Source organism: Streptomyces sp. NPDC048734 (assembly GCF_043198675.1).
Classification (GTDB): domain Bacteria; phylum Actinomycetota; class Actinomycetes; order Streptomycetales; family Streptomycetaceae; genus Streptomyces.
In genome coordinates this window covers 54,607-76,493 of sequence record NZ_JBICUZ010000018.1, presented here as the reverse complement: position 1 = coordinate 76,493, position 21,887 = coordinate 54,607, and the positions used below count along the sequence as shown (strand labels likewise).

Sequence of the window (21,887 nt, the reverse complement as noted above, 5' to 3'; positions counted from 1 at the left end):
ACGCGGCCGTGCCCGGCGAGACGTACGAGAACCCGGTCCTGAACGCCGACTGGTCCGACCCGGACGTGGTGTGCGTCGGCGACGACTTCTACCTCACCGCCTCCAGCTTCGGCCGGGCCCCCGGCCTGCCGCTGCTGCACTCCCGCGACCTGGTCAACTGGACGCTGGTGGGGCACGCCCTCGAACGCCTCGAACCGGCGGCCGAGTTCGACTCCCCGCGCCACGACCGCGGGGTCTGGGCACCTTCGCTGCGCCACCACGACGACCGCTTCTGGATCTTCTGGGGCGACCCCGACCAGGGCGTCTTCCAGGTCAACGCCCCCGGGATCAGGGGCCCTTGGACCCGGCCCCACCTGGTGAAGGAGGGCAGGGGCCTGATCGACCCGTGCCCCCTGTGGGACGAGGAGACCGGCGAGGCCTACCTGGTCCACGCCTGGGCGAAGTCCCGCTCCGGGATCAAGAACCGCCTCACCGGCCACCGGATGCACCCCGACGGCACCTCGCTCCTCGACGACGGCAAGGTCATCGTCGACGGGGACCGCATCCCCGGCTGGTTCACCATCGAGGGCCCCAAGCTGTACCGGCACGACGGCTGGTTCTGGATCCTCGCCCCGGCCGGCGGGGTGGAGACCGGCTGGCAGGGCGCCTTCCGCTCCCGGGACTTCTTCGGCCCCTACGAGGAGAGGATCGTCCTGGAGCAGAAGGACACCGACGTCAACGGCCCCCACCAGGGCGGCTGGGTGCGCACCCCGTCCGGCGAGGACTGGTTCCTGCACTTCCAGCAACGCGGGGCGTACGGCAGGGTCGTCCACCTCCAGCCCTTGCGCTGGGACGGTGGCGGCACCTCCGGATCGAGCGGGGCCGGGGGCGGGGGCGGCTGGCCGGTGATCGGGGACCGGGGCGCACCCGTCGCCGTGCACCGCAGGCCCGCTCTGCCGCCGCAGCCCGCCGCCGCGCCCGCCACCGACGACGACTTCCCCGGCGGACGGTTCGGCAGGCAGTGGCAGTGGACGGCCAACCCCCAGGACGGCTGGGCCACCCAGCACTCCGGCGACGGACTGCGCCTGTCCTGCCTCCGCACGGCCGACGCGCACGACCTGCGCAAGCTGCCCCACGTGCTCACCCAGCGGCTGCCCGGCACCCCGTCGGCCGTCGAGGTGGAGCTGGAACTGCACGGCGAGGAACCCGGCACACGGGCCGGACTCGCGGTGCTCGGGGACGCCTTCGCCTGGATCGGGCTGCAACGCGGCGCCGACGGCACGGTCCACCTCGTGCACCGCTTCGCCGAGTCGGCCGCCGAGCGGGAACGGGACGCCGCCCACCCGCGGCCCGCCCCGCACGGCACGGTCCGCCTGCGCATCGAGATCGGCACCGGCGCCCGCTGCCGTTTCGCCTACGACCTCGGCGACGGCCCACGCCGCAGCGGGCCGGTCTTCGCCGCCACCCCCTGGCGCTGGGTGGGCGCCCTGCTCGGCCTGTTCGCCCTGGCACCCGACGGACCGGGCCGCCCCGGGGCCGCCACGTTCACCCGCTTCAGGATCAGCCCCCTCTAACCCACCGCAACGGTCAGCCTGTCGGGAGCCGCAATGACGCACTTCCCCAGCAAGCGCTCGTCGAGACCCGGCGCCGCCCCGGCCGCCGTGGCCGGCCAGGCCTTCCGCACCGCGCACGCCGCGGCCGAGGAGCCGTACGCCACGGCCCGCGCGCCGCGGGCCCTCCCCGCGCACCGGCCGGTCCCGGTGGCGTCCTTGCCGGTCCCGGTAGCGCCCGTGCCGGTCCAGGTCGCCGTCTCGCCGGGCACCCGCCGCGCGGAGGCGCCCGTCCCGGCGGGCGAGCCGAACATCTTGCCGCAGGGGACTGGACAGGACCGCTCCGGCACCGTCATCGTCTACGACACGCCTGTGGCGCACGGGGTTTCGACCGGCAGCGCCACGGTCCGGATCGCGGCCCACGGCGTCACCGCCCGCCACCCCGCCCTCAGCGACGACGTCGACGGGGCCCCGCACGAGCCGAACGGCGAGCAGGCGCCGGCGGTGGGGAGGACCGGCGGCCGGATCGTCCTGGAGGACACCGCCTTCCCGGGCGACCGGGACACCCTGATCACCGACGGCCCCGGGCCGGACGTGACCAGCCGGGGCCGCGTCCGCGACTCCTGCCCCGGGGGCGACGTCGGCCTCCTCCACGGACGGGCGACGACCGCCGTCGAGCGCTCCGCGATCCGGGCGCTCAGCCGCGGACCGGCCACGGACGACGGCCGCAGCACGGCCGCCCGCCCACTGGTCCGCGACACCGGGACACGGACCCGCACCGTCGCCGACCACCTCAGGGGCACCGGCAACCGGGCTCCCCACGCCCGCCGCTGACCCCGCGCGCCCCCCACATGCCCGCACAGCCCGTTGGATCCAGAAGAGAAGAAGAAGAGAGCCGACCAATGAAGATCAGCATCCACAGAAGCAGGCGCGCCGCCACGGCCGTAGCCCTGGGGGCCGCGCTCGCCCTGACCGCCACCGCCTGCGGTGACGACGGCAGCGGAGCCGGCGGGGACAAGGGGTCCGACGGCAGCGGCAAGGGAAAGATCGTCTTCTGGGACAACAACGGCGGTGTCCGCACCGACATCTGGAAGCAGGTCATCGCCGACTTCGAGAAGGCCAACCCCGACATCGACGTCGAGTACGTCGGCATCGCCTCCACCGAGTACCAGTCCAAGGTCGACACCGCCATCCAGGGCGGCGGCCTGCCGGACGTCGGCGGCATCACGGCGTCGATGGCGGCGGCGATCGCGGCGCAGGACGCCCTGGAGCCGCTGGACGACCGCCTCGCCAAGTCCTCCCTCAACGGCGAACTCAACAAGTCCATGATCGAGTCGCTGAAGTCCGCCGGCGGCGGTGACGCGCTGTACTCGATCCCGACCTCCGCCAACAACGGCGTCCTCTACTACCGCACCGACCTGTTCAAGGCGGCGGGGCTGGCCGAGCCGACCACCTGGGACGCGTTCTACACGGCGGCGGAGAAGCTGACGAACGCCGGCAAGAACCAGTTCGGGTACACCATCCGCGGCGGCGCCGGATCCATCGCCCAGGCGCTGGACGCGATGTACGGGCAGAGCGGGATCACCTCGTTCTGGAACGGGGACAAGACCACCGTCAACGACCCGAAGAACATCGCGGCGCTGGAGAAGTACGCGGCCCTCTACAAGAAGGTCACCCCGGCCGCCGACCTCAACAACGACTTCACCAAGATGGTCGCCCAGTGGGACTCGGGCACCATCGGCATGCTGAACCACAACCTGGGCTCGTACCAGGACCACGTGAAGGCGTTCGGCGCCGACAAGTTCCGGGGCATCCCGCAGCCGGTCGGCGCATCCGGCAAGCGGGTGCAGGTGTCCAACCCGGTCGACGGCATCGGCATGTTCAAGAGCTCGAAGAACAAGGACGCCGCCTGGAAGTTCATCGAGTTCGCCACCTCGCAGGCGGAGAACTCGAAGTTCAACGAGTCGGCCGGCCAGGTGCCGTCGAACACCGCGGCGGCGAACGACGCGTGGATCGCCAAGGCCGAGCCGACCAAGCTGGCCGCGCAGGCACTGTCGGACGGGTCCACGACGATCGTGCAGCTGCCGTACTACCTGCCGGACTGGGGCACCATCTCCAAGTCCGACAACGAGCCCAACTTCCAGAAGGTCCTGCTGGGCAAGCTCAGCGCCAAGGAGTTCCTGGACACCCTCGCCGAGCAGCTGAACACGGCGCAGGCGGAGTGGAAGGAACAGAAGGGCTAGGCCTTCCTCCTGCCGCAGCACGGTGGCCGGCCGCGGCGTCCCGCCGGGGCCGGCCGCGATCTCCGCGGCGGAGCCGGCCGTGACTTCCGCGGCGGAGCCGGCCGTGACTTCCGCGGCGGAGCCGGCCGTGACTTCCGCGGCGGAGCCGGCCGTGACTTCCGCGGCGGAGCCGCACACGCGTACCGCCCCGCGCCCCGGCAGGGGCGCGGTCCCCCCTCCCTGTGAGAAATCCCTGTGCGAAAGGCGCACCCCCGTGTCCCTCACCCGCAGACAGGTCACCTCGGCGGCCCTCGCCGCCGTCCCCCTCGCCGCCGCGGCCACCGGCACCGCCCGGGCCGCGGGGCGACCCCGCACCCTCTACATCGCCGGTGACTCCACCGCCGCCCAGAAGTTCGCCGACGCGGCGCCCGAGACCGGGTGGGGGACGGCGCTGCCGTTCTTCCTGCACAAGGACCGGCCGGTCGCCAACCACGCGGTGAACGGCCGCAGTTCCAAGAGCTTCGTCGACGAGGGGCGGCTGGACGTCATCCTCGCGTCGATCCGCCCGGGGGACTTCCTCCTGATCCAGTTCGCGCACAACGACGAGAAGACCGCCGACCCGGCCCGCTACACCGAGCCCTGGACGACGTACCAGGACTATTTGCGGCTGTACGTCGAGGGGGCGCGCTCCCGCGGGGCGCGGCCCGTGCTGGCGACGGCCGTGGAGCGCCGCCGCTTCGACGCGGACGGCGACGCCCTGCCCACGCACGGCGACTATCCGGCGGCGATGCGCGCCCTCGCCGCGGAGGAGGACGTCGCGCTCCTCGACCTCCAGGCCCTGTCGCTCGCACTGTGGCAGAAGCTCGGGGCCGAGGAGACCAAGCGCTACTTCAACTGGACCGACACCGAGCAGGACAACACGCACTTCAATCCGCCGGGTGCGATCGCCGTGGCCCGGCTCGCCGCCGCCGAGCTGCTGCGCCGCCGGGTGCTGACGGCGCGGGACGTGCGCCGGCTGGACACCGAGATCCCGGAGTCGTGGATCACCTGGCCCCCGGCCACCGCCTGACCCCCTACCTTCCGCGAAAGAGAGCCGCATAGTGAGCACACAGAAATGGCATGGGCATGCCACAAAGACCGCCGTCGTGGTCGGCTGCACCGCCCTCGCCCTGACGGTCACCGGCACTCCCGCCCAGGCCCACTCCACCCGTGACGTCGCCCGGCAGACCCTGCCGGCGGGCGACGGCTGGGCGGCCTACGGAACCGGCACCACCGGCGGTGCCGCCGCCGACGCCGAGCACGTCTACACCGTCACCACCTGGGCGGAGTTCAAGGCCGCCCTGGAGGCCGGCGGCACCGCGCCGAAGATCATCAAGGTCAAGGGCACGATCGACGCCGTCTCGGAAGGGTGTGACGCCTTCGCCGCGCCCGGCTACGACTTCGACGCCTACCTCGCCGCGTACGCGCCCGAGGTGTGGGGCCTCGACACCGACCTGGGCGCCGAGCCCGCGGACAGCCCCGAGGGCCTGCGGCGCACCTCCGCCGCCAACCAGGACAAGGCGATCAAGGCGAACGTCCCCTCCAACACCACCATCATCGGCGTGGGCAGGAACGCGGGCATCAAGGGCGCCAGCCTCCAGATCAAGGCCGTCGACAACGTGATCATCCGCAACCTCGCCTTCGAGAGCCCCATCGACTGCTTCCCGCAGTGGGACCCCACCGACGGCTCGAAGGGCAACTGGAACTCCGAGTACGACACCGCCGTCGTCTACGGCTCCACGCACGTGTGGCTGGACCACAACACGTTCACCGACGGCTCCCATCCCGACAGCGCCGCGCCGACCCACTTCGGCATGCTCTACCAGCAGCACGACGGCGAACTGGACATCGTGCGCGGCTCGAACTACGTCACCGCCTCCTGGAACGTCTTCACCGAGCACGACAAGACGATCCTCATCGGCAACAGCGACAGCGAGTCCACCGCCGTGGGCGACCGGGGCAAGCTGAAGGTCACCTTCCACCACAACCTGTTCTCGAAGCTAGTGGAGCGCGCGCCCCGCGTCCGCTTCGGGCAGGTCGACTCCTACAACAACCACTTCGTCGCCGACGCCTCCTACTCCTACAGCTTCGGCATCGGCAAGGAGTCCCAGCTCGTCGCCCAGCACAACGCGTTCACGCTGCCCGCCGGCGTGAGCGCCGCGAAGGCGCTGAAGAAGTGGAGCGAGGCGCCGGTCACCGCCGACGGCAACCACGTCAACGGCAAGCCCGTCGACCTGATCGCCGTGCACAACGCGGAGATCCCCGCCGAGACCCTCCAGTCCGGCGCGGGCTGGACGCCCACCCTGCGCACCAGGGTCGACCCCGCGAAGGCTGTCCCCGGCATCGTCAACAGCCGGGCCGGCGCCGGAAGGATCTGCTGACCCGCACCACCCGCACCACCCGCACCGTGCGGGCCGGGGGGCCGGGGACCCGCCCCCCGGCCCGCACATCCCCCCCACGCCCGAGGTCCGCATCCCACGAGCCGCACGAGCCGCACGAGCCGCACCCCGAAGGAGCACCCGCATGCCCTCGCACCACGTCCAGCTCCCCCTGTCCAGAAGGGGTTTCCTCCTGGCGAGCGCCGGTGCGGGCGCCGCCCTCGGCCTGTCGGCCGCACCCGTCCGGGCCGGCACCCGCAGGCCCTTCGGCCGTTTCGGTTCCCCGTCCGCCCGCCTCACCCCGGGGACCCTGTACGTCGACGCGCGCGGACGCGGTGACCACACCTCGGTCCGGGACGCCGTGGCCGCCGCCACCGGAACCGGCCGCACCCTCGTCATCGCCCCCGGCACCTACCGGGAGACCCTCGCGGTCGACGTCACCCGCACCGGGGCGACCTGGATCGGCGCCTCGGAGAACCCCCGCGACGTCGTGATCGTGTACGACAACGCGGCCGGCACCCCGAAGCCCGGCGGCGGCACCTACGGCACCACCGGCTCGGCCACCACGACCGTGCAGGCCGACGGCTTCACCGCCCGTTGGATCACCTTCGCCAACGACTGGCTGCGCGCCGACCACCCCGGCGTCACCGGCACCCAGGCCGTCGCGATCAAGGTCCAGGGCGACCGCTCCGCCTTCCACCACTGCCGCTTCCTCGGCCACCAGGACACCCTCTACGCCGACTCGACGGCCCTGGGCACCTTCGCCCGCCAGTACTTCTCCCACTGCTACGCCGAGGGGGACGTCGACTTCGTCTTCGGCCGGGCCACCGCCGTCTTCGAGCGCTGCCACTTCCGCACCCTGAACCGCCCGGACCTCACCACCGCCCCCCACGGCTTCGTCTTCGCGCCCTCCACGGCCGGCGCCAACCCGCGCGGCTACCTGGTGACCGGCAGCCGGGTCACGAGCGAGGCCCCGGACGCCTTCTACAAGCTGGCCCGCCCCTGGGTGCCCAGCTCCGACACCACCGCCCGCCCCATGCTCACCGTCCGCGACACCCACCTCGGCCCCGGCATCGACGCGGTCGCGCCCTACGCGAACATGTCGGCCGCCTTCCCCTGGCAGGACCAGCGGTTCGCCGAGTACCGCAACTCCGGACCCGGCGCGGTCGTCACCGTCCCCGAGAACCGGCCCCAACTCACCCCCGAGCAGGCCGCGTCCGCGACCCGGTCGGCCCACCTCGGAGACTGGACACCCTGGAAGGAGACCTGCTGACATGCGCAGGCGCTCCCTCCTGACCGGCCTCACCGCCGGTCTGGCCGCCACCGCCACCCCCGCCCTCGCGGCCGGCACGGGCGCAGGGGGCCGCCGGGTCCTGCACGTCCGCCCCGGCGACTCCGTCCAGGCCGCGGTGGACGCCGTCACCGGGCCCGGCTGGACGATCGTCGTGCACCCCGGCACCTACCGCGAGGTGGTCACCGTCCCCGCAGGCGCGGCCGAGCTGACCCTGCGCGGCGCCTCCCGCGACCCGCGCGCCGCCGTCGTCGTGTACGACAACGCGAACGGCACGAAGAAGCCCGACGGCACCACCCACGGCACCGCCGGCTCCGCCACCTTCAGCTCCGCCGCCCCCGGCCTGACCGTCCGCGACCTCACCCTCGCCAACGACTGGCTGCGCGCCGACCACCCCGACATCACCGGCACCCAGGCGGTCGCCGCCCACGTCACCGGCGACCGCTCCCGCTTCGACAACGTGCGCTTCCTCGCCCATCAGGACACCCTCTTCGCGGACACCACCGCCCTGGACGCCTTCGACCGGCAGTACTACCACCGCTGCCACATCGAGGGCGACGTCGACTTCGTCTTCGGACGGGCACGCGCCGTCTTCGACGCCTGCCGCTTCCACACCCTCCGGCGGGACGTCGCCTTCACCCCGAAGGGCATGGTCTTCGCCCCGGCCACCGCCCGCGCCAACCCCTACGGCTTCCTCGCCGTCCGCGGCCGCGTCACCTCCGGTGCCGAGGACGCGGCCTACAAACTGGCCCGGCCCTGGGTACCGTCGTACGAGACGACCGCCTGGCCCTCCCTCGTCGTACGGGACACCTGGATCGGCCCCGGCATCGACGCGGCCGCCCCGTACACGAACATGCGCGAGGCCCACCCCTGGCAGACCATGCGCTTTCGCGAGTACGGCAACTCGGGGCCCGGCGCGGTGATCTCCGCACCGCAGGAGCGGCCGCAGCTGACGCCCGCGGAGGCGGCCGTCCACACCCGGCGCACCTACCTCGGGGACTGGAGGCCGTATGAGCGTCCGTGAAACGGTGGGCCGGCGGGCGTTCGTGGTCGGGACGGGGGCGGCCCTGCTGGCCGGGGGAACCGCCGGCGGCGCGCGGGCGGCGGTCGTCGACGGTCCGCTGCCCGACTTCCACCCCGCCCTCAAGGAGGCCCTCACCTTCCCGCTGGCGTGGGGGAACTCGCCGATCCGCGACTTCCGAGCCTGGCGCCGGGCGGCCCGCGCCAAGGTCGAGGAGACGCTGCTCGTCGACCGCGAGGACGGCACGCCGTACGCCCCCGAATTCCACGGGCGTGCCGAACAGGACGGCTACACGGCCGAGTTGGTGACGCTCTCCCTCACCCGCCACGAACGCGTCCGGGCCGCCCTGCTCACCCCGCACGGGCCCGGCCCCTTCCCGGCCGTGCTCCTGCTGCACGACCACGGGGCGAAGTTCGACATCGGCAAGGAGAAACTGGTCCGGCCCTGGTACGACGCCGGCCGGCTCACCTCCGCGCAGGCCTGGACCCAGAAGTACTTCAGCGGCCGCTTCGTCGGCGACGAACTGGCCCGGCGCGGATACGTCGTGCTGGCCGCCGACGCGCTCGGCTGGGGCGACCGCGGCCCCCTCGCCTACGACCAGCAGCAGGCACTGGCGAGCACCTTCTACCACCTGGGGTCCTCCCTGGCCGGGCTCATGGCCCGCGAGGACGCCCGTGCCGCCGGCTTCCTCGCCCGGCTGGAGCGCGTGGACCGGCGGCGGATCGCGGCCGTCGGCTTCTCCATGGGCGCCTTCCGCGCCTGGCAGGCCGCGGCGCTCACCGACGACCTCGCCGCCGCGGCCGCCGTCTGCTGGATGACCGGACTCAAGGAGATGATGGTCCCCGGCAACAACACCCTGCGCGGCCAGTCCTCCTACTACATGCTCCACCCCGGACTGCCCCGCCACCTCGACTTCCCCGACGTGGCGAGCATCGCCGCACCCAGGCCGATGCTCTTCCTCGACGGCGGCCTCGACCCGCTGTTCCCCGCCGACGGCGTCCGCACGGCCCACGAGAAGCTGCGCGCCGTCTGGCGGTCCCGCCACGCCGGGGAGCGGTTGCACCTGAAGACCTGGCCCGACCTCGGCCACGTCTTCGTCGACCGCATGCAGGACGAGGTCTTCACCTGGCTGGACCGCGTCCTCTGATCCCCGCGCCCCACCGGGATCCGCCCCCTCCCCCCCACCCACCCCCACGAGCGAAGGACTCCGGCATCGCCACCCCCGCCTTCCGCTCCACGGACGCGTCCAGCACGTACAACGCCCGCCGGTCCGGCGCGCACTGCCCGTGACCACCTTCCCGACCACGGGCAGCACCACCATCGGGGCGACCACGGACTGACCGCGGCGAAAGTTCCGGCATCTTTCGCACGGTCCGGCAACCCTTTCCGGCCACGGCGGCGACTGGTGTGGGGAAACGGGCCGGGGCGGCCCCTCCGGCCCGTTTCCTCTCCATCCCCCTCAGGAAAGGAACGCCCCGTGCGTTTGAGCACCGGACGCCACCGCAGGACGCGCACCCTCTCGATCGCCGCCGCGGTGGCCGTCGCCTCGGGGGCGGGCGGCGTCTACCTCGGCCTGACGAACGACGGCGCCCAGGCCGCGACGACCACGGTCACCGTGTCGACCACCGCGCAACTGGAAACGGCCGTGAAGAACGCCGCCGCCGGCACCGTCATCCAGGTCCGCGGCGGCACCTACTACCCGACGGCCACCCTGAAGTCCACGGCGAGCGGCACCTCCACCAACCGGATCACCCTCCAGGCGTACGGCGCCGAGAAGGTGAAGATCGACGGCTCGAAGCTCCCGGCCGGCTCCTGGCTCGCCGGGATCTACGGCAGCTACTGGACTGTGCAGAACCTGACCTTCCAGAAGTCCCCGGCGCAGGGCTTCGTCGTGACCTCCTCCACCGGCGGCGTCTTCAGGAACCTGGTCACCGCCGGCAACGGCGACACCGGCTTCACCCTGCGCGGCGACAACACCGTCGGCAACCTCGTGCAGAACCTGGACAGCCACAGCAACTACGACCCCGCGGGGCACGGGCAGAACGCGGACGGCATCGCCGTGAAGTTCGGCTCGGGCAGCGGCAACCGGATCACCGGCGCCCGCCTCTACAACAACTCCGACGACGGCCTCGACCTCTGGCAGTTCTCCACGGCGGTCACCATCGAGCACTCGTGGGCCTTCGGCAACGGCAAGAACCGGTGGGGCGACGCCGCCTTCGAGGGCAACGGCAACGGGTTCAAGCTGGGCGGCGGAGGCGTCGTCGTCGCGCACGTCGTGAACGGCAACGCGGCCTGGGACAACACGCTGAACGGGTTCACCGAGAACTCCAACCCCGGCGCGATCGTCCTGAACCGCAACACCGCGTACGCCAACGCGCAGGCCGGCTTCTACTTCGCGACCGGCAAGGCCCGGCTGGCCCGCAACCTCGCCGTGGGCAACAAGGGCGGTCTCGCGAAGCTGGGCTCCGCCACGGTGACCGCCGCGAACAACTGGGACGGCGGCGTCGGCACCCCGGCGTTCCGCTCGACGGACGCGACGACGGCGTACGGTGCCCGCGCCGCGGACGGGTCGCTGCCGGCGACGACGTTCCTGACCACCGGGTCCACCACGATCGGCGCCACCATGGACTGAACCGGACAGCCGAACGCCCCCGCCGGTGACCGCCGGCGGGGGCGTTCTCGTGCCGGCCCGAGAGGGGCTCGGGCCGGCGGGCCGACAGGCCTACTTGTAGGTGATGTCGGACGAGGAGAACTTGCAGGTCTTGCCGTCGGCGCCGGTGCCCAGCTCGGTGGGCTCCTTGCCGGTGTTGTTGCCCTTGAAGCGGACGCAGGTCTTCGTCTTCTTCTTGGCGTCGCCCTGGATGCGGATCTTCGACAGGGTCGCGGTGTCGCCGTAGTTGGCGTTGACGCCGACGATGGCCTTCAGGGGCGCCACGATGTCGATGTCGCTCAGCACGACCGTGCGCTTGTACTGCGTCTTGCAGTTGCCGCACGAGCGGACCAGCTTGCCGGAGTTCTCCACCCGGAAGCCGGACACGTTCAGCGTGCCGGCGCCGTTGAACTGCAGCACCTTGTCGGCACCGTTCTTCGCGCCGCCGCCGATGACCTTGTAGACCGACGAGGCGGACTTGCCCTTGAAGCTGGCGGCGTCCTCGCCGACGTCCAGCCACCACACGTTCTGGAGCGTGCAGGAGCCCTTGCAGTGGACGCCGTCGGCGGCCGGGGTACCGATGATCACGTTCTTCAGGACGGCGCCGTCGGCCAGTTCGAAGATCGGGTCCTGGCCCTCGTCCTGGCCGCTGCCGCCCAGGGCGCCGGAGCCGACGAACTTCGTCAGCTTGCCGTCGTAGGTCCCCGACACCTTGATCGTCGACGAGACGGACTTGCTGCCGGTGGCGGTCGGCCAGGTCGACGCCGCGCCCGCGGACGAGAGCATCGTCGTGGTGACGATCGCCGCGCCCGAGACCGCGAAGGCGGCGGAGCCGGCGATCAGCGCCCGCCGCTTGGTGACCTTGCGGCGGTGCCGGACGCGGGGCTGTGCTGGTGCAGTCATGTACCGGTTCCTCAAGTGGGTGGTGACTCTTGCGCCTTGTGGTCGTCACCGGTGAGGAAAGGGTTGCCGCTTCGTCGAAAGTTTTTTTCCCCGGGATCCCCGCGGCCGCTACGAGTCGCCCTCGTCGTCGTCCCGGGCCGCGAAGTCGCCGCCCACGGAGCTCTCCTGGCCGCCCGATGCGCCGGCCACCACGTAGCTGTCGTCCTTGGCGTCCCGGCCGCCGCGGTCGTGGTCGTACTGCCCGGCGAACACCCACTCGCCCTCGGGGACCGTACGGCCCTCCTTGAGCACCCAGGTGTAGACGAGGAAGCCGTCCCTCTCCTCGGCCGTGAACGTGAAGTCGCCCTCGGGCAGGGAGCGCCAGGAGCCCGCGGCGGACACCCCGCCGGTCTGTGCGACCTTCAGCTGCACGGTCAGCTCGGTGAGCTGCTCGGAGGTCTTGAACGTCACGTTGCTCTGGGCCCAGAAGTCGTTGCTGTGCGGGTCCACCGAGCCGTCCGACCACAGCGGGCCGTCCTCGGTGTCGTCGACGGCCGGCAGCAGGTCCACAGGGGACGCGGACGGCGTCGCCTGCGCCGACTTCGTCGGTGAGGCGCTCGGCTCGGCCTCGCCCTGTCCGCCGCCGCCCTGACCGGGCGTCGGCTCCGGCGAGGCCGGCGGGCGGCTCGTCGCGTCCGGGGACTCCACCGGCGGCGGCGAGACGGCGACCGTCTGCTGCCGCGGCGGGTCGTCCTTCACCGCCGACGCCACCGCGTAGCCGCCGACCGCGAGCATGCCCGCGACCGCGGCCGTGGCGCTCACGATCCGTGCCCAGCCCCACAGGGCCGGCCGGGTCGCCCGGTGACCGCCGGGCCGTTCCTGCTGCACCATGCCGCGCTCGATCCGGGCGAGGATCCGCTCGCGGTTCGGCTCGTACGCCCCGGCCGCCTCATGCAGCCGGGCGCGCAGCTCGCCGTGCCCGTCCCGCTGCGTCGTCATCGGTTTCTTCCTCCGGCCTCACCCGTGCGCGCCGCCATGACGGCGGGCGCCTTCCGCGGACCCGCTGTGGCGCCGAGCAGCTTCTGCAACTCGGCCATCCCCTTCGAGGTCTGGCTCTTCACCGTACCCACCGAGACGCCCAGGGCGAGCGCGGTGTCCTTCTCCGAGAGGTCGAAGGCGTGCCGGAGCACCACGCAGGCCCGTTTGCGGAACGGGAGTCTACGCAGTGCCGACTGGACGTCCACCACGCCCGCGACGTCCGGATTCTCCGTCTTCTCCTCGCGCTGCGACCAGAACAGGGCGATCCTGCGGCGTTCGCGGACCGCGCTGCGGATCCGGGTGCGGGCCAGATTGGCCACGACACCCCGCGCGTACGCCACCGGGTGATCGGCCGCGCGGACCCGGTCCCAGCGGTGCCAGAGCGCGAGCAGCGCGTCCGCCGCCAGATCGTCGGCGGCGTCCGCCTCGCCGGTCAGCAGATGGGCGAGCCTGGCCAGTTCGGCATGGTGGCGTTCGAAGAAGGCATGGAACTCCACGGAGGCGGCGTCGTCGACGACTGTGCCCACGAGTGACCTCTTCTCGGTGCGGAATCTGCACCCCGGCGGGGGTGGCTGCTGTGCGTGTCATGTGAATGACATGGGGATGCCCCGAGAAGGTGGCCGGGGCGAGATCCGGAAGCGTAGCAGTGGTCAACCGCCTGGTCGGTACAGGGGTTCGAACAACGTATGGCCGACCGAACCCCGATTCCGTAACACGTCGAAAACCTGAACGCGGTTCAACGAGGGAACAATCCAGCCGGCATCCGCACGCAGATCACCAGGTCACGAGGAGTGCCCGTCATGTCCGAAACGCAGCAGGCGGCCGACCGGCCGACGTCCCCGCCCCCGGCGGTGAACGGGGTCGACCGGTTCTTCAGGATCTCCGAACGGGGGTCGACCCTCGGCCGGGAGATACGCGGCGGCTTCGCCACGTTCTTCACGATGGCCTACATCCTCGTCCTGAATCCCCTCATCCTGGCCAGCGCCGAGGACAAGTTCGGGCACCGGCTCGACACCGTCCAACTCACCACCGCCACCGCCCTGGTGGCCGCCGTCATGACCGTCGTCATGGGCATCGGCGGCAACCTCCCCCTCGCCCTCGCCGCCGGCCTCGGCCTCAACGCCGTCGTCGCCTTCCAGATCGCCCCGCTGATGAGCTGGGACGACGCGATGGGCCTGGTCGTCCTCGAAGGCCTGCTGATCTGCGTGCTGGTGGTCACCGGCCTGCGCGAGGCCGTCATGCACGCCATCCCGCAACCGCTGAAGCAGGCGATCAGCGTCGGCATCGGCCTGTTCATCGCCTTCATCGGCTTCGTCGACGCCGGCTTCGTCAGCCGCGTCCCCGACGCCGCGGGCACCACCGTGCCGGTCCGGCTCGGCGCCACCGGCACCCTCGGCGGATGGCCGGTCCTCGTCTTCTGCCTCGGCGTGCTGCTGACCGTCGGACTGCTCGCCCGCAAGGTCAAGGGCGCCATCCTCATCAGCATCGTGACGATGACCCTCGTCGCGATCGTCATCGACTCCCTCGCCGACATCACGTCCTGGGGCCTGACCACACCGGCGTGGCCCGACAAGCTCGTCGACACCCCCGACTTCGGACTCGTCGGGCACTTCAGCCTGCTCGGCGCGTTCGGCGAGACCACCGCCGTCACGGTCGTCCTGCTCGTCTTCACCCTGGTCCTGTCCGACTTCTTCGACACCATGGGCACCGTCGTCGGCATCAGCGCCGAGGCGAACCTCCTCGACGACGAGGGCAAGGTGCCGCACCTCGGCCGCGTGCTGCTCATCGACGGCGCGGCGGCGGTCGCGGGCGGCGCGGCCTCCTCGTCCTCCGCCACCTCCTACATCGAGTCGGCGGCCGGCGTCGGCGAGGGCGCGCGCACCGGCTTCTCCAACCTGGTCACCGGCGGCCTGTTCGCCCTCGCCCTGTTCCTCACCCCGCTGCTCACCATCGTCCCGCTCCAGGCGGCGGCACCGGCGCTGGTCGTGGTCGGCTTCCTGATGATGACCCAGGTCAAGTCCATCGACTGGGACCGGTACGAGATCGCCGTCCCCGCCTTCCTGACCATCGCCGTGATGCCGTTCACCTACTCGATCACCAACGGCATCGGCGCGGGGTTCATCGCGTTCGTCCTGATCAAGACGGTGCTGGGCAAGGCGCGCGAGGTGCACTGGCTCATGTGGGGGGCCTCGGCCCTGTTCGTCGTGTACTTCGCGATCGACCCCATCGAGCAGGCGCTGGGCGTCGGGTGAGGTGAGGCGAGCGGGCGCCTCCCCCGTGGAGGCGCCCCGACCCGGGCGCCGCCCGCCCACTCGTGGGCCGGGCCGACGTCCGCGGAGGTCAGCCCTCCAGCACCAGGACGACCTCGTCGACCTGGGCACCGCGCGCGTGGGCGTACCCCGTGGCCCGCGCGGTCACCCGGAAGCCGCACTTCTCCAGGACCCGCCGGGAGCCGGCGTTGTCCTCGGCCGCGCGCGCGTACAGCGGGCGTTCGGGGACCTCGGCGAGGAGCGCCCGCAGTGCGGCCGTGGCGATGCCGCGCCCCCAGTGGGAGCGGTCCACCCAGTACGTGACCTCGCGCTCGCCCGGTTCGCCGTAGACCGCCGCGCTGCCCACCACGTCGCCGTCGGCCAGGACGGCGCGCACCACGGCGGCGGAGGCGCGGATCCGTCTCCAGCGGGCGTCGAAGGCGTCCCGGTCGGCCGGGTCCTCCGGGGTGAACGCGGCCATCCGCAGGGACTCGGGGTCGTTCATCTGCCGGTAGAACACCGGCAGATCGCTGTCGTGGACCGGGCGCAGGGCGATCTGCATGCCTCAGAGCCTACGGGTGGCCAGGGTCAGCCGGTCGCGCGCGTCGAACAGCGCGTCCTTCACCAGCTGCTCGTGCGCGGGCGTCAGCCGGGCCACCGGCACCGAGCAGCTGATCGCGTCGCGCGCGGGGGTGCGGTACGGGATCGCGACGCCGAAGCAGCGCAGCCCCAGGGTGTTCTCCTCCCGGTCCACGGCGAAGCCCTGCTCGCGGACCTGGTGCAGCTCCTCGATGAGCTTCTCGCGGTCGGTGATGGTGTGCTCGGTCAGCGCGGGCAGCGTCTCAGGGAGCAGCTTGCGGACCTGTTCGTCGGTGTACGTGCTCAGCAGGGCCTTGCCGAGGGAGGTGGAGTGGGCGGGCAGCCGGCGCCCGACCCGGGTGAAGGGGCGCAGGTAGTGCTGCGACTGGCGGGTGGCCAGGTACACCACGTTGGTGCCGTCCAGCCGTGCCAGGTGGATCGTCTCGGTGGTGTCGTCCGAGAGCCGGTCCAGCGTGGGGCGGGCGGCCGCGACCACCTCGTCGCCGTCGATGTAGGAGGTGCCGACCAGCAGCGCCCGTACGCCGATGCCGTACCGCGTGCCCGTCGCGTCCGTCTCCACCCAGCCCAGCTCCACCAGCGTGCGGAGCAGCATGTAGAGGCTGGACTTGGGATAACCGACGGCCTCCTGGACCGACGCGAGGGAGTGCATTCCGGGGCGGCCGGCGAAGTACTCGAGCAGTTCAACCGTCCGCACCGCGGACTTGACCTGCGCCCCGCCCCCCGTCTCGCCAGCCGACATCGCCCTTGACCCCTTCGTTCGACGGGAAATAGTCTCCGACAGCATATTCATCATCAGAGACAGCGTTCAGTATATCGAACGTCCCTGGTGGTGAGGTAAGGACAGCGGCATTGCGATGCGGCGACGAACGTGGAGGGACCCGCGGTGGCAGCAGCACCAGTCTGGAGTGTCGACCCCCGAACCGGGAAGCAGCGTGAACAGGTTGCGGTGGAGGCCACGGCCCAGGAGGTGGACTCCGTCGTCCGCGCCGCGCACGGCACGCGCGCGGCCCTCGCCGACCGCACCGTCCGCACGGCCTTCCTGCGCACCGCCGCGGACCGGCTGGAGGCGGCCAGGGACCAGCTCGTCGAGGTGGCCGACGCCGAGACCGCCCTCGGCCCGGTCCGGCTGACCGGCGAACTCGCCCGCACCTGCTACCAGCTGCGCGCCTTCGCCGACATCGTCGAAGAGGGCGCCTTCCTCGACGTCGTCGTCAACCACCCCGACGACACCGCGACCCCGCCCGTGCCCGACCTGCGCCGCTACAAGGTGCCGCTGGGTGTCGTCGCCGTGTACTCGGCGTCCAACTTCCCCTTCGCGTTCTCCGTCGCCGGCGGCGACACCGCGAGCGCGCTGGCCGCGGGCAACCCGGTCGTCGTCAAGTCCCACCCCGACCACCCGGGCCTTTCCGAGCTGGTCGCCAAGGTGGTCCGCCGGGCCGCCGCCGAGCACGGCATCCCCGGCGACGTGCTCGGCCTCGTGCACGGCTTCGAGGCGGGCGTCGAGCTGATCAAGCACCCGCTGATCGCCGCCGCCGGCTTCACCGGGTCCATCCGGGGCGGCCGCGCGCTGTTCGACGCGGCGGCCGCACGGCCCGTGCCGATCCCCTTCCACGGCGAGCTGGGCTCGCTCAACCCGGTCGTCGTGACCGAGGCCGCCGCCGCCGAGCGCGCGGAGGCCATCGGGACCGGCCTCGCCGGCTCCATGACGCTGGGCGTCGGGCAGTTCTGCGTGAAGCCGGGCCTGGTCCTCGTGCCGTCCGGCGCGGCCGGTGACGGCCTCGTCAAGTCCCTGACCGACGCGGTCAGCGACACCGACGCGGGCGTCCTGCTCGACCACCGCATGCGCGACAACTTCCTCGCCGGCGTCACCGAGCGGGCGCAGCTGCCCGCGGTCGAGACGCCGGTCACCCCCGGCGCGGGCGGCGAGCACACCGTGAGCGCGGGCTTCCTGACGGTTCCGGCCGGGAAGCTCACCGAGGAGGGGGCCCACGACCTGCTCCTGGAGGAGTGCTTCGGCCCGGTGACCGTGGTGGCGCGCTACGACGACGACGACCAGGCGCGGTCCGTCCTCTCGCGGCTCCCCGGCAACCTCACCGCCACCGTGCACCTGTCGACGCAGGAGGCCGCCGGTGAGGGCCGCGGCGCCGAGATCCTCGCCGAACTCACCCCGCTCGCCGGCCGTGTGCTCGTGAACGGCTGGCCGACCGGTGTCGCGGTGGCCCCCGCGCAGCACCACGGCGGTCCCTACCCGGCGACCACCTCCACCTCCACCTCCGTGGGCGGCACGGCCATCGAGCGCTGGCTGCGCCCGGTCGTCTACCAGAACACCCCCGAGGCCCTGCTGCCGCCCGAGCTGCGCGACGACAACCCGCTCGGACTGCCGCGGCGCTTCAACAACCACCTCGAACGCTGACCGGCACCGGGCGAGAGCCCGGCTGACAGAAGGATCTGGAAGACTCGGCGCATGGACCTCGAACTTCCCCAACTTCCCTTCCCGTTGCGCACCTACGGGCCCGACGGGCACTGGAGCCACGAGGACGGGGTCCTCACCGCGTGGGCCGGTCCCCGCCAGGACCGGTTCGTGCCGCCCACCGCGGAGGCGCTGGACCCGGCCGCCGACGCACCCCGGCTGCTGGGGGCGCCCGAGGGCGACTTCCAGCTCATCGCCCGGGTGACCGTCGGCTTCAACGGCGCCTTCGACGCCGGGGTGCTCTACGTCCACGTCGGCGAACGGGCCTGGGCCAAGCTCTGCCTGGAGTACTCCCCGGACGTGCCCACCGTCTGCACGGTGGTCACCCGCGGCCACTCCGACGACGCCAACTCCTTCACCGTGGAAGGCAGTTCGGTCTGGCTCCGGGTGAGCAGGACCGGCCGGGCGTTCGCCTTCCACGCCTCCCGCGACGGCAAGCGGTGGATCTTCGTCCGGCTGTTCACGCTGGGCGACGAGACGCAGACGGGCGCGGCCCTGGTCGGCTTCATGGCACAGGCGCCGATGGGGCAGGGGTGCGTCGTCACCTACGACCACCTGGAGTTCCGGCCGAAGTGGCCGGACGACCTCCGCGACGGCAGCTGACCGGGGCAAGACGGGGTCCCCCTCCCGGGAGGGGGACCCCGCCGCTCCGGAACCGGAACGGCGGACGGCACGTCCTCCGTGGCGTGATCAGCGACCGAGTGACCGCAGCACGAGTGATCCGCACCGCTGTGCCCGCCGAGGCGCCGGCCCTCGCCGCCCTGCACGCGCGCGCCCGTGCCACCTACTACCCGGACGGGCTGCCGCAGGACGGCACCGACTGGCCCGCCGTCTGGCACGCGGCCGTCGAACGGCCGGACGGGCACGTGCTGTGCGTCGTCGAAGCGGGACGGATCATCGGCGTCGCCTCGTTCCGCACCCCCGAGGACGCACCGGTGGACACGGTCAAGCTGTTCCAGTTCCACGTCGACCCCGACCGGTGGCGGGCCGGCGTCGGCACGGCCCTGCACGCCGCGTGCGTACGGCAGTGGCGCGCCGACGGCAAGGACACGGCACTGCTGGACGTGCACGTCGGCAACCTGCGCGCCCAGGACTTCTACGCGCGTCAGGGCTGGTTCCCGGACCCGGCGAACCCGCCCGCTGAGGGCGATCACCACCTCTTCCTGCGGTTCCCGGTGAACGGGGAATGAGCCGAACCGTTTGAACGTTCACCTACGCGCCGGAGGGAGTCTCCGCACCCGCACGACCTGGAGAGAGCCGAGACATGCGCGTCGAGATCTGGAGCGACATCGCCTGCCCGTGGTGCTACGTGGGCAAGGCCCGCTTCGAGAAGGCGCTCGCCGCCTTCCCGCACCGTGACCAGGTCGAGGTCGTGCACCGTTCCTTCGAGCTGGACCCCGGCCGCGCGAAGGGCGACATCCAGCCCGTGTCGGCCATGCTCACCAAGAAGTACGGCATGAGCGAGGCCCAGGCCCAGGCCGGTGAGGACAACCTCGGCGCCCAGGCCGCCGCCGAGGGCCTCGACTACCGCACCCGCGGGCGCGACCACGGCAACACCTTCGACATGCACCGGCTGCTGCACCTGGCCAAGGAGCGGGGCCGCCAGGACGAGCTGATCCAGCTCCTGTACCGGGCCAACTTCGCCGAGGAGCGGTCCCTGTTCGGCGAGGGCGACGAGCGGCTCGTGGAACTGGCCGTCGAGGCCGGCCTCGACGCCGACGAGGCGCGCGCGGTCCTCGCCGACCCGTCCGCCTACGCCGACGAGGTCCGCGCCGACGAACGCGAGGCCGCCCGGCTCGGCGCGAACGGCGTCCCCTTCTTCGTCCTCGACCGCGCCTACGGCGTCTCCGGCGCCCAGCCCGCCGAGGTCTTCGCCCAGGCCCTCACCCGGGCCTGGGGCGAGCGCTCCCCGCTCCGGCTCCTCGACCAGGACGGAGCCGGCGCCTGCGGCCCGGACGGATGCGCGGTACCGCAGCACTGAGACGGGCGGTGCCGGAACCGAAGGGGCTGCTCACGGCCGGTGTATAAGCCCCCCTTGGGGGATCGGACGAAAATTCGCCATGGGCTTCTGCTTCACGGCACCGCAGAGTGGAGTCATGGAGACCTCCGAGACCCTCGTCCGCACCGAGTTCGCCCCGAAGAACACCTACCTCGACACCGCGAGCAACGGCCTGCTGCCGGCCCGCACCGCCACCGCCCTGCACGAGGCGGCGCTGCTGCGGGCCGGTCACCGAACTCGCCCACTCGGCACGCCGGTTCGACCTGAGCCCCGCCCTGTTCACCTACGCGGGGCCGCGCCGGTCCCTCGACCTGATCGAGGAACTCGGCGTCGCCGCCGTACAGGCCCACGACCTGGCCCCCGCCGACCGGTTCCGGGCCGGGCTCGCGACACTCGGCCACGAGCCCGTGCCCGCACCCGGCCCGGCGATCGTCTCGGTGCCCGGCCTCGGCGCCCGGCAGCCGGAGCTGAGCCGCGCGGGCATCGAGGTCTCCGACCGGGCCGGCAACCTGCGCGCGGCCTTCCACCTGTTCAACACGGCGGCGGCGGACGTGGACCGGCTGCTGGACGTGCTGTCGGGCTGAGCACCCCCGGGCACCCCGGCGGGTGGGTTCAGCGCACCGGCGTGAAGTCGCGGGCGCCGATGAACTCGGGCCGCCGCACCGGCGCCGCGAACGGCTCCACCGCGGCGTTCTCCACGCTGTTGAACACGATGAAGACGTTGCTGCGCGGGAACGGCGTGATGTTGTCGCCCGACCCGTGCATGCAGTTGCAGTCGAACCAGGTCGCCGAACCGGCGCGCCCCGTGAACAGCCTGATGCCGTGCGCGGACGCCATCTCGGTCAGCGCCTCGTCGGAGGGCGTGCCCGCGTCCTGCATCTGGAGCGACTGCTTGTAGTTGTCCTTCGGCGTGGCACCGGCGCAGCCCAGGAACGTCTTGTGCGAACCCGGCATGATCATCAGGCCGCCGTTGGTGTCGTGGTTCTCGGTCAGCGCGATCGAGACGGACACCGTCCGCATCCGGGGCAGGCCGTCCTCGGCGTGCCAGGTCTCGAAGTCGGAGTGCCAGTAGAAGCCGGAGGCGCCGAAGCCGGGCTTGACGTTGATGCGCGACTGGTGGACGTACACGTCCGAGCCGAGGAGCTGGCGGGCCCGCCCGACGACCCGCTCGTCGCGCACCAGGCGGGCGAAGACCTCGCTGATCCGGTGCACCTCGAAGACGGACCGGATCTCCTTCGACTTCGGCTCGACGATCGACCGCTCGTCGGCCCGGACCGCCGGGTCGCCCACCAGCCGGTCCAGTTCGCGCTTGTAGACGGCGACCTCGTCGTCGGTGAGGAGCCGGTCGACGGTGGCGAAGCCGTCCCGCTCGAACGACTGGAGGTCGAGCGGCTCGAACGGGCCGGGCGCGTCCGGGGCGCCCCAGACGACCGGGTCCTGGCGGGGGACGGTCACCTCGGTGGTGCCGCGGCTGGGGTAGAGATCGGTGACGGTGGTGCCGGTGGCAGTGGTCATGGGG

General features: G+C 72.3%; 20 protein-coding genes and 1 pseudogene. 15 read left to right on the top strand and 6 right to left on the bottom strand.

What is annotated here, in order from left to right; translation table 11 throughout:
• The first annotated feature begins 8 nt into the window (after positions 1-8).
• From ACGFQC_RS32075 to ACGFQC_RS32035, 9 genes are all read left to right on the top strand, one after another.
• Positions 9-1,553, top strand: coding sequence for a family 43 glycosylhydrolase (locus tag ACGFQC_RS32075; RefSeq protein WP_363091197.1), 1,545 nt, complete (start codon positions 9-11; stop codon positions 1,551-1,553).
• Between the two features lie 33 nt (positions 1,554-1,586).
• Entirely contained in the window at positions 1,587-2,363 is a 777-nt protein-coding gene (locus tag ACGFQC_RS32070; protein ID WP_363091150.1) for a hypothetical protein, read from the top strand.
• Between the two features lie 68 nt (positions 2,364-2,431).
• On the top strand, positions 2,432-3,772 hold the full coding sequence (locus tag ACGFQC_RS32065) for a sugar ABC transporter substrate-binding protein (protein ID WP_363091149.1): 1,341 nt from the start codon (positions 2,432-2,434) through the stop codon (positions 3,770-3,772).
• A gap of 253 nt (positions 3,773-4,025) precedes the next feature.
• Positions 4,026-4,820, top strand: a complete 795-nt coding sequence (locus ACGFQC_RS32060; RefSeq protein ID WP_363091148.1) for a rhamnogalacturonan acetylesterase — start codon at positions 4,026-4,028, stop codon at positions 4,818-4,820.
• Between the two features lie 31 nt (positions 4,821-4,851).
• Positions 4,852-6,171, top strand: a complete 1,320-nt coding sequence (locus ACGFQC_RS32055; protein WP_363091147.1) for a polysaccharide lyase family 1 protein — start codon at positions 4,852-4,854, stop codon at positions 6,169-6,171.
• A gap of 142 nt (positions 6,172-6,313) precedes the next feature.
• On the top strand, positions 6,314-7,441 hold the full coding sequence (locus tag ACGFQC_RS32050) for a pectinesterase family protein (protein WP_363091146.1): 1,128 nt from the start codon (positions 6,314-6,316) through the stop codon (positions 7,439-7,441).
• A 1-nt stretch (position 7,442) separates the two neighbouring features.
• Positions 7,443-8,483: a pectinesterase family protein gene (locus tag ACGFQC_RS32045; RefSeq protein ID WP_363091145.1), complete on the top strand. Its 1,041-nt coding sequence runs from the start codon at positions 7,443-7,445 to the stop codon at positions 8,481-8,483.
• The gene (locus ACGFQC_RS32040) at positions 8,470-9,627 is read left to right on the top strand and encodes a dienelactone hydrolase family protein (RefSeq protein WP_363091144.1); all 1,158 of its coding nucleotides are present in this window, start codon (positions 8,470-8,472) and stop codon (positions 9,625-9,627) included. Before ACGFQC_RS32045 ends, ACGFQC_RS32040 begins: the two co-directional genes overlap by 14 nt.
• 330 nt (positions 9,628-9,957) lie before the next feature.
• A complete protein-coding gene (locus tag ACGFQC_RS32035) occupies positions 9,958-11,112 on the top strand; it encodes a right-handed parallel beta-helix repeat-containing protein (RefSeq protein ID WP_363091143.1) in 1,155 nt (384 codons plus the stop codon).
• Positions 11,113-11,202: 90 nt separating this feature from the next.
• Here the strand turns inward: ACGFQC_RS32035 and ACGFQC_RS32030 are convergent, their stop codons facing one another.
• The 3 genes from ACGFQC_RS32030 to ACGFQC_RS32020 form a co-directional block, all read right to left on the bottom strand.
• The gene (locus ACGFQC_RS32030) at positions 11,203-12,033 is read right to left on the bottom strand and encodes a pectate lyase (RefSeq protein WP_363091142.1); all 831 of its coding nucleotides are present in this window, start codon (positions 12,031-12,033) and stop codon (positions 11,203-11,205) included.
• A 108-nt stretch (positions 12,034-12,141) separates the two neighbouring features.
• Positions 12,142-13,011, bottom strand: coding sequence for a hypothetical protein (locus ACGFQC_RS32025; RefSeq protein ID WP_363091141.1), 870 nt, complete (start codon positions 13,009-13,011; stop codon positions 12,142-12,144).
• Positions 13,008-13,577, bottom strand: a complete 570-nt coding sequence (locus ACGFQC_RS32020; protein WP_363091140.1) for a SigE family RNA polymerase sigma factor — start codon at positions 13,575-13,577, stop codon at positions 13,008-13,010. The genes ACGFQC_RS32025 and ACGFQC_RS32020 overlap by 4 nt, the downstream gene beginning before the upstream one ends.
• 273 nt (positions 13,578-13,850) lie before the next feature.
• On the opposite strand from ACGFQC_RS32020, the gene ACGFQC_RS32015 reads away from it, so the two are divergent.
• A complete protein-coding gene (locus tag ACGFQC_RS32015; RefSeq protein WP_363091139.1) occupies positions 13,851-15,302 on the top strand; it encodes an NCS2 family permease in 1,452 nt (483 codons plus the stop codon).
• A gap of 88 nt (positions 15,303-15,390) precedes the next feature.
• Here the strand turns inward: ACGFQC_RS32015 and ACGFQC_RS32010 are convergent, their stop codons facing one another.
• Positions 15,391-15,861 carry a GNAT family N-acetyltransferase gene (locus tag ACGFQC_RS32010; protein ID WP_363091138.1) on the bottom strand — a complete coding sequence of 157 codons (471 nt, stop codon included), beginning with the start codon at positions 15,859-15,861 and terminating at the stop codon, positions 15,391-15,393.
• Between the two features lie 3 nt (positions 15,862-15,864).
• A complete protein-coding gene (locus ACGFQC_RS32005) occupies positions 15,865-16,638 on the bottom strand; it encodes an IclR family transcriptional regulator (RefSeq protein ID WP_363091137.1) in 774 nt (257 codons plus the stop codon).
• A gap of 144 nt (positions 16,639-16,782) precedes the next feature.
• On the opposite strand from ACGFQC_RS32005, the gene ACGFQC_RS32000 reads away from it, so the two are divergent.
• From ACGFQC_RS32000 to ACGFQC_RS31980, 5 genes and pseudogenes are all read left to right on the top strand, one after another.
• Complete coding sequence (locus ACGFQC_RS32000) at positions 16,783-18,312, top strand: aldehyde dehydrogenase (NADP(+)) (protein WP_363091136.1); 1,530 nt, start codon at positions 16,783-16,785, stop codon at positions 18,310-18,312.
• Positions 18,313-18,363: 51 nt separating this feature from the next.
• A complete protein-coding gene (locus tag ACGFQC_RS31995) occupies positions 18,364-18,972 on the top strand; it encodes a DUF1349 domain-containing protein (RefSeq protein ID WP_363091135.1) in 609 nt (202 codons plus the stop codon).
• A gap of 83 nt (positions 18,973-19,055) precedes the next feature.
• Complete coding sequence (locus ACGFQC_RS31990; RefSeq protein WP_363091134.1) at positions 19,056-19,559, top strand: GNAT family N-acetyltransferase; 504 nt, start codon at positions 19,056-19,058, stop codon at positions 19,557-19,559.
• 74 nt (positions 19,560-19,633) lie between these two features.
• Positions 19,634-20,350 (top strand): DsbA family oxidoreductase, encoded by a 717-nt coding sequence (locus ACGFQC_RS31985; protein WP_363091133.1) that lies wholly within the window; start codon positions 19,634-19,636, stop codon positions 20,348-20,350.
• 233 nt (positions 20,351-20,583) lie between these two features.
• Positions 20,584-20,952, top strand: a pseudogene (locus ACGFQC_RS31980) (aminotransferase); the annotation flags it as partial.
• 28 nt (positions 20,953-20,980) lie between these two features.
• On the opposite strand, the gene thpD reads toward ACGFQC_RS31980, so the two are convergent.
• Complete coding sequence (gene thpD, locus ACGFQC_RS31975; protein WP_363091132.1) at positions 20,981-21,883, bottom strand: ectoine hydroxylase; 903 nt, start codon at positions 21,881-21,883, stop codon at positions 20,981-20,983.
• Positions 21,884-21,887 lie beyond the last annotated feature (4 nt).